The organism is Bifidobacterium erythrocebi (assembly GCF_012932675.1).
GTDB classification, from domain to species: Bacteria; Actinomycetota; Actinomycetes; order Actinomycetales; family Bifidobacteriaceae; genus Bifidobacterium; species Bifidobacterium erythrocebi.
On the sequence record NZ_JAAIIF010000005.1, the window covers coordinates 92,834 to 104,892 of the forward strand.

General features: G+C 61.6%; 9 protein-coding genes. 8 read left to right on the forward strand and 1 reads right to left on the reverse strand.

Features of this window, described 5'->3' with window-relative positions:
* Positions 1 to 332 precede the first annotated feature (332 nt).
* From rpsO to G1C98_RS01505, 5 genes are all read left to right on the forward strand, one after another.
* A complete protein-coding gene (rpsO, locus tag G1C98_RS01485; protein ID WP_003827663.1) occupies positions 333 to 602 on the forward strand; it encodes a 30S ribosomal protein S15 in 270 nt (89 codons plus the stop codon).
* Positions 603 to 848: 246 nt separating this feature from the next.
* On the forward strand, positions 849 to 3,539 hold the full coding sequence (locus G1C98_RS01490) for a polyribonucleotide nucleotidyltransferase (RefSeq protein ID WP_169078577.1): 2,691 nt from the start codon (positions 849 to 851) through the stop codon (positions 3,537 to 3,539).
* 466 nt (positions 3,540 to 4,005) lie between these two features.
* A complete protein-coding gene (locus tag G1C98_RS01495; RefSeq protein WP_169078579.1) occupies positions 4,006 to 4,572 on the forward strand; it encodes a LemA family protein in 567 nt (188 codons plus the stop codon).
* Positions 4,573 to 4,742: 170 nt separating this feature from the next.
* Positions 4,743 to 6,941, forward strand: coding sequence for a DUF2207 domain-containing protein (locus G1C98_RS01500; protein ID WP_169078581.1), 2,199 nt, complete (start codon positions 4,743 to 4,745; stop codon positions 6,939 to 6,941).
* A gap of 129 nt (positions 6,942 to 7,070) precedes the next feature.
* Positions 7,071 to 7,934: an aldo/keto reductase gene (locus G1C98_RS01505; protein ID WP_169078583.1), complete on the forward strand. Its 864-nt coding sequence runs from the start codon at positions 7,071 to 7,073 to the stop codon at positions 7,932 to 7,934.
* A gap of 23 nt (positions 7,935 to 7,957) precedes the next feature.
* On the opposite strand, the gene G1C98_RS01510 is transcribed toward G1C98_RS01505, so the two are convergent.
* On the reverse strand, positions 7,958 to 8,647 hold the full coding sequence (locus G1C98_RS01510; RefSeq protein ID WP_169078585.1) for a LysE/ArgO family amino acid transporter: 690 nt from the start codon (positions 8,645 to 8,647) through the stop codon (positions 7,958 to 7,960).
* 77 nt (positions 8,648 to 8,724) lie between these two features.
* On the opposite strand from G1C98_RS01510, the gene G1C98_RS01515 reads away from it, so the two are divergent.
* The 3 genes from G1C98_RS01515 to G1C98_RS01525 are packed head-to-tail and all read left to right on the forward strand — an operon-like array spanning position 8,725 to position 12,014.
* Positions 8,725 to 8,919 (forward strand): hypothetical protein, encoded by a 195-nt coding sequence (locus G1C98_RS01515; protein ID WP_169078587.1) that lies wholly within the window; start codon positions 8,725 to 8,727, stop codon positions 8,917 to 8,919.
* Positions 8,876 to 10,384 carry an aminotransferase-like domain-containing protein gene (locus tag G1C98_RS01520; protein WP_169078589.1) on the forward strand — a complete coding sequence of 503 codons (1,509 nt, stop codon included), beginning with the start codon at positions 8,876 to 8,878 and terminating at the stop codon, positions 10,382 to 10,384. The genes G1C98_RS01515 and G1C98_RS01520 overlap by 44 nt, the downstream gene beginning before the upstream one ends.
* 25 nt (positions 10,385 to 10,409) lie before the next feature.
* Positions 10,410 to 12,014, forward strand: a complete 1,605-nt coding sequence (locus tag G1C98_RS01525; protein WP_205831828.1) for a peptidase U32 family protein — start codon at positions 10,410 to 10,412, stop codon at positions 12,012 to 12,014.
* Positions 12,015 to 12,059: the final 45 nt, after the last annotated feature.

A 12,059-nucleotide genomic window follows, 5' to 3' on the forward strand; every position in this document is an offset into this window, starting at 1 on the left:
ACAGGCCCCTGCCCGAGCGAACCGATAGGCGAGCGAGAGTAGCAATGAGCCCGGCCGAAGGCCGGTTCGTAATTGCCGGCAGGGGCCGTTGGCCATTTGCATAAAGCCGAGGGGCATACCCCCGCCCATCCGGCTCATACCGGAGCGACAACCGACCGAAAGGCCGGTTTTCGCATATCTGCAGTCGGAACGTCGCTGCCGCGCCAACGCTATTGCGTTCGTCAGGGGCTACAGGTAAACTGCCTGATTGGCGTAAAGCGCCCGCGGATAGAGAGCGCTTCGTGCATTGGGCCCGGAGCACCGCGCAACACATTGACCACAAGGAGGACGCCGTGGCACTGACGGCTGAAGAGAAGACCCAGATCATCAACGAATTCGCGACCCACGAGGGTGACACCGGCTCCCCGGAGGTCCAGGTTGCCCTGCTCTCCAAGCGCATCGCCGATCTGACCGAGCACCTGAAGGAGCACAAGCACGATCACCACTCCCGTCGTGGCATGCAGATGATGATCGGCTCCCGTCGTAGCCTGCTCGATTACCTCAAGCGCACCGATATCAACCGCTACCGTGCGCTGATCGAGAAGCTTGGTCTGCGTCGATAATTCAAGACTTCCGCCCGAGCGCCTTATGGCGTTCGGGCGTTTTACATACGCTGCCAACGGCAACAACATAAACGAGGGCATTACAGAGGATCAGGCCAGAGGTTCAGGCCAAGACAGCGAGCCCGACTGAAGAGGTTGACACGAGGAACGCAGCCAAGGGGCTGTGAACATTGCGAATGTAAGAGCTTGCCCAGCTGAAGAGGGCTGTTTGAAGGAATAATTAGGAAAACACGAAGGAGTAGCCCCATGGAGGGTCCCGAAATCAAGGCCGCAGAGGCCGTTATCGATAACGGTTCATTCGGTAAGCGCACGCTGCGCTTCGAAACCGGTCGTCTTGCCCAGCAGGCTGACGGCGCAGTCGCCGCCTACCTGGACGACGACACCATGATCCTGTCCACCACCACCGCCGGTTCCAGCCCGAAGGAGAACTACGACTTCTTCCCGCTGACCGTCGACGTCGAAGAGAAGATGTATGCGGCCGGCAAGATCCCCGGCTCCTTCTTCCGTCGCGAAGGCCGTCCGAGCTCCGAGGCCATCCTCGCCTGCCGTATCATCGACCGCCCGCTGCGCCCGCTGTTCCCGCACACCCTGCGCAACGAGGTCCAGGTCGTCGAGACCATCCTCGCCGTCAACCCGCAGGATGCCTACGATGTGGTCGCGCTGAACGCGGCATCCGCATCCACCATGATCTCCGGCCTGCCGTTCGAAGGCCCGGTCTCCGGCGTGCGCCTGGCCCTCATCGACGGCCAGTGGGTCGCGTTCCCGACTTGGGATCAGCGTGAACGCGCCGTGTTCGAGATCGTGGTCGCCGGCCGCGTCATCGAGAACGGCGACGTCGCCATCGCCATGATCGAGGCCGGTGCAGGCAAGAACGCCTGGCACCTCATCTACGACGAAGGCCAGACCAAGCCGGACGAGGAAGTCGTCGCCGGTGGTCTGGAAGCCGCCAAGCCGTTCATCAAGGTCATCTGCGAGGCCCAGAACGAGCTCAAGGAGAAGGCCGCCAAGAAGACCAAGGAATTCCAGCTCTTCCCGGAGTACACCGACGAGCTGTACGCCCGCATCGACGAGATCGCCCACAAGGATCTCGATGAGGCCCTGACCATCGCGGAGAAGCTGCCGCGCCAGGATCGCATCAAGGAGATCAAGGAAGGCGTGAAAGCCACCCTCGCCAACGAGTTCGAGGATATGGACGACGCCGAGAAGGACAAGGAAATCGGCAACGCCTTCAAGGAGCTGCAGCGCCAGATCGTGCGCCGCCGCATCCTGACCGAGGACTACCGCATCGACGGTCGTGGCCTGCGCGATATCCGCACCCTGTCCGCCGAAGTGGACATCGTGCCGCGCGTGCACGGTTCCGCCCTGTTCCAGCGTGGCGAGACCCAGATCCTGGGCGTCACCACCCTGAACATGCTCAAGATGGAGCAGCAGCTGGATTCCCTGTCCGGCCCGCAGTCCAAGCGTTACATGCACAACTACGAGATGCCGCCGTACTCCACCGGTGAGACCGGCCGCGTCGGCTCCCCGAAGCGCCGCGAGATCGGCCATGGCGCCCTTGCCGAGAAGGCCCTGGTGCCGGTGCTGCCGAGCCGTGAGGAGTTCCCGTACGCCATCCGTCAGGTCTCCGAGGCCATCGGCTCCAACGGTTCCACCTCCATGGGTTCCGTGTGCGCATCCACCCTGTCGCTGCTCGCCGCAGGCGTGCCGCTGAAGGCTCCGGTCGCCGGCATCGCCATGGGCTTGGTGTCCGGCGATGTGGACGGCAAGCACATCTACAAGACCCTGACCGATATCCTGGGTGCCGAAGATGCCTTCGGCGATATGGACTTCAAGGTCGCAGGCACCTCCGAGTTCATCACTGCCCTGCAGCTCGACACCAAGCTGGACGGCATTCCCGCCGACATCCTGGCCGCCGCCCTGCAGCAGGCCAAGGAAGCCCGTACCACCATCCTTGAGGTCATCAACGAGTGCATCGACGGCCCGGCCGAGATGAGCGAGTTCGCTCCGCGCATCATCACCACCACCGTCCCGGTGGACAAGATCGGCGAGGTCATCGGCCCGAAGGGCAAGATGATCAACCAGATCCAGGAAGACACCGGCGCGGAGATCGCCATCGAGGACGACGGTACCGTGTACATCTCCTCCGAGGGTGGCGAGGCTGCCGAGAAGGCCAAGAAGATCATCGACCAGATCGCCAACCCGCACGTTCCGGAAGCCGGCGAGACCTACAACGGCAAGGTCGTCAAGACCACGTCGTTCGGTGCCTTCGTGAACCTGACCCCGGGCACCGACGGTCTGCTGCACATCTCCCAGATCCGCAACCTCGCCAACGGCGAGCGTATCGATCAGGTCGAGGACGTGCTGCAGGAAGGCGATACCGTCGAGGTCGTCGTGCAGGGTGTCGACGATCGCGGCAAGATCAGCCTTGCCATTCCGGGATTCGAGGATCAGGAATCCAACTCCGGCCGTGGCGGCCGTGAGGATCGTGGCGAGCGTGGCGGCCGTGGCGGCCGTCGTTCCCGCGACGATCGCCGTGACGACCGTCGCGATGACCGCCATGACGACCGTCGTGACGATCGCCGTTCCCGCGATGACCGCGACTATGACGACCGCCCGCGCCGTGGCCGTCACGACGATCGCGACAACGATCGCGATTATGAGGATCGTCCGCGTCGTCGTCGTTCCTACGATGACCGTGATGACCGCGATCGCGATTATGAGGATCGTCCGCGTCGTCGTCGTTCCTATGATGACCGCGACCGTGATCGCGATTACGACCGCGATGAGCGCCGTGGCCGCGGCAGCCGCCGTGGTTCCGACCGCAACCCGCGTTACGCGACCGACGACAACTACGATGATTACCGCTCCGAGCGCGAAGAGCGCACCGAGCGTCCGCGCCGCCGTGTGCGCCGCGACTTTGATCCGTTCGAAGACTGAGCCGTTAAGAAAACAGCAGAGCTGTTTTTAGGCTCAGTGCGAGCCGACAGGCGAGCCAGCAGGTTGCGGCCTGCAAGGCCGTCCGTAATTGCGGAACCTGATGTCTTCTCACGGATCCTTCGCAGCAAGCTGCTCACTTCGCCTACGGAAAGCCCACTGGGCTTTCCGCTTGACGGCTCAGCGTTCGAGGACTGAGCCGTTAAGAAATAGGTAATCCGAATGTTGGGGCCACTCCGTTATGGAGTGGCCCCAATGCGTTATTAGGGGGAGACCACGGTGCCGTGGTGTACGAATACGTTGTGCATCGATTCGATGATTCGCTGCTCGTTGTGCATCGATTGACATGGCGCGCATGACGTTCCAAGGGATGTCTAAACGCAGGGATTCTCGTCTTTTTCGCAAGGCATGACCAAGACATATGCGATAATGAAATCGTTGTCTACATTCAGCAAGGAGGAACTTGCCAATGGCCATCCTTATTATCGTCATCGTTGTCATTGTGCTGGTCGTACTGTGGGCGATCAGCGTGTACAACGGTCTTGTCGCATTGCGCAACCGCGTGAAGAACGCATGGGCGCAGATCGACGTGCAGCTCAAGCAGCGCGCCGATCTCATCCCGAATCTCGTGGAGACCGTCAAGGGCTACGCCGGTCATGAATCCGAGGTGCTTACCCAGGTGACCCAGGCACGTGCCAACGCCGTGCAGGTCGCCGCCAACCCGAACGCCGCGCCGGTCCAGCGTTTCCAGGCCGAAAACGCGCTGTCCCGCGCCATCTTCAATCTGCAGGCCACCGCCGAAGCGTACCCGCAGCTGCAGGCCAACCAGAACTTCATGGATCTTCAGGGCCAGCTCAAGGCGCTTGAGGAGAAGCTCGCCTACGCCCGCCAGTTCTACAACGACGTGGTGCAGAAGTACAACACCAAGATCGAGACCATACCCACCAACATCGTCGCCTCGCTGTTCCACTTCGAGCGTGCCGACCATTATCAGATCGCGGAATCCGATCGCGCGGTGCCGCAGGTCAGGTTCTGATTCATAAGCACCGAACGGCAAAGACATACGCATCGAGGGAAGAGGCATGTGCCTGCGCCGTTCGGCAACCGCTCCGGAATAATGGGGTTTCGGAGCGGCCGATGCGCCGCAATCGGGGCGGATCCGTGCCCGCGGCGTGAGGAATTGCTCGTGCAAGGGAAGAGAATGTCATGAGGAAGAGATTCGTCAGGGCGGTGGCCTTCGCCATCGTCTCCGCGCTGGCCGTGGTGCTGGTCGCCGCGATCGACGGCTTCGGCGGCGAACGGTCGGAGGCAAGCTATCGCAGCCTCGATTACGAGGCGACGATCCAGAACAACGGCGATCTGAAGGTCGTGCAACGCTTGGATTACAAGCTGGACAGGCGTGAGGACGACGACGGGGATGTCCAGTATTGGCGCCAGCTGTACTGGCAGTACAAGCTCGACAGCCAGGCGCTGACCAACATCACCGATATCAGCGTCAGGAACGTCACCACCGGCGAAACCTACCATCAGATCGAACCGCAGAACCCGAACAGCGTCGACTCCGGCACTTGGGATACGAAATATGCGAACCATTGGTATATCGCCGATGTAACGGGCGGAAGCAACAACCCAAGGCTCTTCGACCCGCAGACGGACGGCCTTGACGGGATTTCCGCGAGCCATGTCACCCGGGACGTGGAGATCGGCTGGAACATCCCCTACACCATCAAGGCCGACAGCCTCAAATTCGAGGTGCAGATGACGTTCCATGGCGCCGCCACACAGTACCAGGACGTCACCAGCTTCCAATGGGAGCCCATCGGCGACACCAACTCCATTCCCGCGCAGAAAGTGACGGGTACGGTCCGCTTCCCAAGCGGCATCGACGCCAAGAACTCGTGGGCGTGGCTGCACACCAAGAACACTTCGGAAACCTCCCGTGGCGATCAGGGGGAGCTGAACTTCGCCGTCTACGACCTCAAATCCGAACAGTACCTCGATCTGGTGGTCGCCTACGACAGCAAGGTGTCGTCCAATGTGGCGAGGACGGAGCTCGGCAACCACCTCGACGCCCTGCAGGCCGATGAGGCCGCGCAGGAGAAGGCATGGTACGACAGCCAGCGCCAGAAGGCGATCACCAGGGTGGTGGCATGGATCCTTTCGCTGATAATCGGCGTGGGTGCAGCCATATGGGCGGTGATCGCCGTGATGCGATCCAACAAGGCCGCCAGCTATCGTGGCGGCTTGGAATACTGGCGCGACAGGCCTTCGGTGTCGCCGGCATCCGCCGCCCGCATGATCGACATCATCGACGAAAGCAAGGGCACGGTATCGTCACGATCCATGACGGCGACCGTGTTGGCCTTGGCGGCCAAGCATGCCATCGCCATCTATCCCGGTCCTGCCTCGAACTACAAGGGCATCGACATGAGTCAGGCCAATGCGGTCCAGCTCTCGCATATGATCGCCTCGGACGGTGCCAAGGCCAGCGTCTCGTCCAAGACCAGCACCATCGTGATTCTGCCCGTGGCCCTGCATGACCGTGATTCGCTGCCGCTGAGCGCGTCCGAACGGACCTGCCTGCAGCTGCTGATCGGCATTTCCGCTCGCGTGGGGTACCCGGTATTCGATCTCAAGCAGATGCAAAGTGCTTGCAAGGACTGGGAATCCGGCTATGAACAGCTGGAGAGGTTCGAACGATCCTGCGATACGGAATTCGCTCTGCTAGGTGCCACGTCCCAATCGGCATGGCAGTACATGCTGCCGGGCACCATCGCCGCGTGCGTCGGCTGTGTCATTGCCATGACCGGCTTCTTCATCGGCAATTATGCTCTCGGATTCCTGATTGGTCTGCCGATATTCGCGATCGGCATGTTCTGCGATTTTGCGGGCGCGCGCACGACGATCACGCCGCAGGGCCAGGAATACGCCGGTCAATGCATAGGCTTGAAGAACTACATGCAGGACTTCTCCGATTTCTCCGATCGCGGCGCGGCCGACCTGAAGATGTGGGACTGGTACCTGGTGTATGCGGCGGCGTTCGGCATTTCCGACCGCGTGATGCGCGAACTCGCCAAGGCCTATCCGCAGGTGCGCGACCAGGCGTGGCTGGACGCCAACGGTTCGAATTCGCTGTGGTACTGGAACTACAGCCATGTGCATTGGCATAACGGGGCTTCCTCCGGCCCGTCGTTCGGCGGTGGGTTCGGCGGCCTGTCGTCCGGTGCGTTCGATATCGGCACGCAGCTCGATGCCGGATTCGCGTCGGTGCGTAATACTCTGAGCGCCGCGGCTCCGTCGAGCAGCAGCGGCGGCGGGTTCCACAGTTCCGGCGGATCGTTCTCCGGCGGTGGGTTCGGCGGTTCGAGCGGTGGATTCGGCGGCGGCTCGTCAGGCGCTCGCTGATTCGGCTCCAATATAACGGGTGGTTTGTGCGGCGGTTGGTGCCACGCAAACCACCCGTTCTGCCTTGGGCGGGAAGTATTCTGGGGTTCAGCGGCCCAACGGCCAACCATCGATACAAGGAGAAGAATCATGACGCTGTTCCGTGATCTCGGACCATTCCACACCACCGCCATCGGCCACGGCGAAATGCCGTTGACCATCGAGAACAACCGCGGGCATGATGTCGGCATTGAAACGCTGCACGCTTCACTGGACGCCGGCTGCCGCCATATCGACACCGCTTGGGCCTACTACACTCCCGGCGAGGAGGAGCAGACCGGCGAGAAGCTGGTGCGCGAGGCTCTGGAAACTTGGAAGGGCCCGCGTGACGAGGTCACCGTGGCCACCAAGGTGGGTCTGCGCCGCGCATGGGATGGCGACAAGCCGATCTGGCCGCGCGACGGCAAGCCGGAGCATCTCATCGAATACGGCAAGCAGTCCGCGCAGGCGCTCGGTGTCGATTCGATCGATCTGCTTTACCTGCACCGCCATGACCCGGAAGTGCCGTACAACGAGTCGTGCGAAGGCATCAAGGCGCTGCTCGACCAAGGCGTGGCGCAGTGGGCGGGCGTGTCCAACGTGAGCATCGAACAGCTCAAGATCGCGCAGGAGATCCTCGGTGACAAGCTCGTGGCCGTGCAGAACCAGTATTCCCCGATCCACCTGGAGACCCAGGATACGTTGGAATACTGCGCCAAGGAAGGTCTCGCCTTCGTGTGCTGGAGCCCGCTGGGCGGTTACCGCCACCCGTACGACGAGCACCTGTTCGACCCGTTCCGCGAGGTGGCCGCCAAGCATGGCGTTAGCTACCAGCGCGTGGTGCTGGCCTGGGAGCTGGCCAAGGGCGACCACATGTTCGTGATTCCCGGCGCGCACCACCCCGAAACTATCCTCGACTCGCTCAAGGCGGACGAGCTTGAGCTCAGCCCCGAGGAGCTTGCATTCCTCGGCTGATCGGTCGAGGACGAAACCTCGGCTCAGACGATCGCGCATGCGAAATCGACGAGCAGCTTGATGCCATAGGCCATCACCACAAGGCCGCAGATGCGGTTCAACGCGGTGATGGCCTTTGCGTTGAATCTGTGGCTGATGGCGGAGATCAGCAGTGTCAGACCGGTGAACCATAGGGCCGATGCCGTGCCCACTCCGGTGATGAATGGCGTGGATTGGGAGGCGGTGAGCGTCACGCTGAAGGCGCCGAGCATAAGCGTGCCGTCGATAATGGCCTGCGGATTGCACCAGGTCACCACGCCTGCGGTGAGAATGGTGTGCAATAGTTCGCCGCCGCGCGTTTGCCGGGTGGAAGGTACCGCGGTGCCTTGCGATTGGAATGGTCGCTTCGTCACGGCCTGCGGTTGCTGGCCGCTGTCGTGATCGTTCGCCGTTGTGTCATGCGAGAACAGCAGTCCTGCGCCGATGCAGATGACCACCGCGCCTCCCAGGGCAAGCACAACCAGGCGCATCCATTCGTAGTCCTGCATCAGCTTGCCGATGCCGAAGAAGCATGCCAGCGATAGCGAGATGTCGAAGCACAGCACGATGAATGCGGTCAGCATCGCGCGTCGACGTGGCTTGGTCAATGCCGTGTCGATGACGAACAGATTCTGCATGCCGATCGGCGCGACGTACGCCAACCCCAACGTGAGTCCCTGTGCAAACGCTCCCATACTGGTGCTCGATTCCTTTTATCGAATTTGGTTGGCTAGAGCAAACCAGCCAAACATGGTTGTCTGTTGAACGGTGAATGGCTGATAAAACAAATGATTTTGCGGAAAATCGACCACTCAATGCTTTATCCTATAAATATCGCTTTGGTAAGCAACCAGCCAAAATGCATAGTGGCCAGCCAAACGCAATCATCGAATACACACGAATCCGCAACCGCAGGGGAAAACATGGCACGCATCGCACCGCTGAACATCGACTGGAAACCGAATAAGGGGTCCAAGGCGACGATCACGGAACAGATCGTCGACTATATGTGCGAACAGGTTGCGAGCGGCAACTGGCCGATCGGCTCGCGCTTGCCGTCGCAGCGGGCGTTGGCGGAATGGTTCGGAGTGAATCGGTCCACCATCATCGCGGCCATCGCCGAACTGTCCGATTACGGCATTGTGGAGGGACGGCGCGGTGCCGGCACCAGAATCGTGAGCAACACCTGGTCGCTGATGCTGCCCGGTGACCCCGATTGGGCCGATTATGTCGATTCCGGATTCTTCAAGGCCAACAATGCCACCATTCAGGCCATCAACCGCTATGAATTCGAACCGGGCATTACGCGCATCGGCACCGGGGAACTCGATCCAAGACTGTTCCCCAAAGCCATGTGGAAACAGGTGCTTGGCAGCTGCGCCGTCGAAATCGGTTCGCTCGGCTACCCGCCGCCGGCCGGCATGCCGCAGTTGCGTGAGGCGATCGCCCGGCACATGTGCGCCGCCGGCATTGACTGCACTCCGGAACAGATACTGGTCACTTCCGGGGCGTTGCAGGCGCTTCAGCTCATTTCGGTGAGTCTGCTGCCGGCCGATACCACGGTGTATGCGGAGGCTCCGAGCTACATCAAATCATTGCAGGTCTTCCAATCGGCCGGCATGCATGTGAATGGCGTGCCGATGGACGGCGAAGGCATCGACGTGCGGCGGCTGCGGGGCATGCTGGCACAACGACAGAGCGGAATGCATGGCGAGGAGCTGTCGGCCGCCCGCCAGGGCGTGAAACGTGCGATCCTCTATACGATTCCGACCAACCATAATCCGACGGGCATCACCATGAGCACCGCTCGCCGTCGCGAACTCATCGAGCTGAGTGTGGCCAATCGACTGCCGATCATCGAGGACTGCGCCTATCGCGATCTCTATTTCGAGGGCGAACGGCCGCTTGCGCTCAAGGCGCTCGATGAGACGGGCATGGTGATTACGCTCGGCAGCGCTTCCAAGGCCCTTGCTCCCGGGTTGCGCATCGGCTGGATAGTGGCCGCGGAACCGATCGTGCAGCGGTTGGCGGATGTGAAGATGCAGATGGACTATGGGGCGAGTGTATTAAGCCAGTGGGTGTTCGCGCGTTTTCTGGACAACGGCATGTACGACAGGTATGTGGTCGATCTGAACGCCGAACTGCGCCGGAGAAGAGATCTGGCTGTTCGTGTGTTGCAGCGGGAACTGGGGGACTGCGCCCATTGGAACGTGCCGCGGGGAGGATTCTACATCTGGCTGACGTTCGATCGCCCGGTGCGCATGGGGCGTCTGTTCCAGCTGGCGGTAGAACGAGGGGTGCTGCTCAATCCTGGGGACATCTATGATTTCGCCGCCGACAACTCGCTGCGTTTGAGCTATTCCTACGTCACTCCCGAGGAATTCGCAGACGCCGTGCATGTGCTCTCTTCCATCGTGCATGAGTTCGGATGAGTGGCTGTCCCGTGAATCTACGAGAATGTCAGATGGTCTTTTACGAGTAAGAGGGATATCCGTGCAAACAAGAAACAAGCCTGAAGTACTGGCCCCGGCGGGCAATCTGAGAGGTCTCAAGACCGCGGTCGACTACGGTGCGGATGCCGTGTACTGCGGCGGCAAGGCCTTCGGCATGCGCAGCGCGCCGAAGAACCTGAGCCTGGAGGATTTCGAGGAGGGCGCGCGCTATGCGCATGAGCGCGGTGCACGCGTGTACGTGACATGCAACGTGCTGCCGCGCAACAGCGAGGTCGAGGCGATTCGCGAATATCTCGGCCAGCTGAAGGACACCGGCGTGGACGCGCTGATCGTCAGCGATTTCGGCGTGATGATGACCGCGCGTGAGGTCGCACCCGAACTCGAACTGCATGTGAGCACGCAGGCGGGCATCACCAACTACGGTGCCGCCCGTGCCTTCTACGAGCTGGGTGCCAAGCGCGTGGTGCTCGCCCGCGAAATGGATCTGCAGGCCGTGCGCGACATCCGCGCCCGCATCCCGGAAGACATGGACATCGAATGCTTCGTGCACGGTGCCATGTGCATGGCGTTCTCCGGCCGTTGCCTGTTCTCCAACTACCTGACGGGCCGTGACGGCAATCATGGCGAATGCGCGCAGCCGTGCCGTTGGAAGTACTCGATCGTGGAGGAAAAGCGCCCCGGCCAGTATTTCCCCATCGAACAGACCGAGAACGGCGCCTACCTGTTCAACTCGCAGGACATGAACATGCTGGAGCATATCGACGATCTGATCGATTCGGGTGCGACCAGCCTGAAGATCGAGGGGCGCTCCAAAAGCGCGTACTACATCGCCGCGATGACCAACGCCTACAAGACCGCGGTGAACCAGTACATGGTCGAACGCGGCTTCGAGGACGTCGATGGCAACGAGCTCAAGCCCTTCCGCGACAGGGTGATCCGCCCCGGCGACCCGGACTTCGACGCCATGGCACCGGACGCCATCGAACGCAATGCGGACAAGGCCTTCGCCGGCGTGCCCGACGCCGAGGACGGCCAGGCCGCGCCGCAGGTCAACGTGGTGCGCACCGGGAACATCGGCAACGCCGACGACGCCGGACTGAGCTACCATGCGCGCAGCACGCGCCGCAAGTCGAACACCGCCGTGGAGATTCTGCCGGAAGGATGGCATCATGCCGCGGTGCGTCCGGCCGAACACGTCGAGCTGCCGGACTGGCTGAAGGAAGAGCCCTACAAGGTGGCCCACCGCGACTATTCCACCGGCTTCTACTACTCGGAGCAGAAGGTCACGCAGCGCACCGACCGCGCAGGCTACTTCCGTTCCTGGCTGGTGGTCGGCGAGGCGCTGTCGTGGTCGCCGGACGAGGGCGGCAGACTCACCATCATGAGCCGCAACAAGATCGAACCCGGTCAGGAAGTCGAATTCCTGATTGCCGGCAAGCCGCCGCTGGCATACACCGTCCCCGATTCCGGCCTGCATGATGCGGACGGCAATCCGGTGGCCGCCATCAACAACCCCGCGCACGTGTTCTCGATCCCATGCCCGTACGAAGTGCCGGCCAACACCGCCATCCGTTCGCGCACCAAGCACGCCACGCTGAAAGCCGAATGATCCGGCTGTCCCACCAACCGTCACACCAATCGTCACACCAACCAA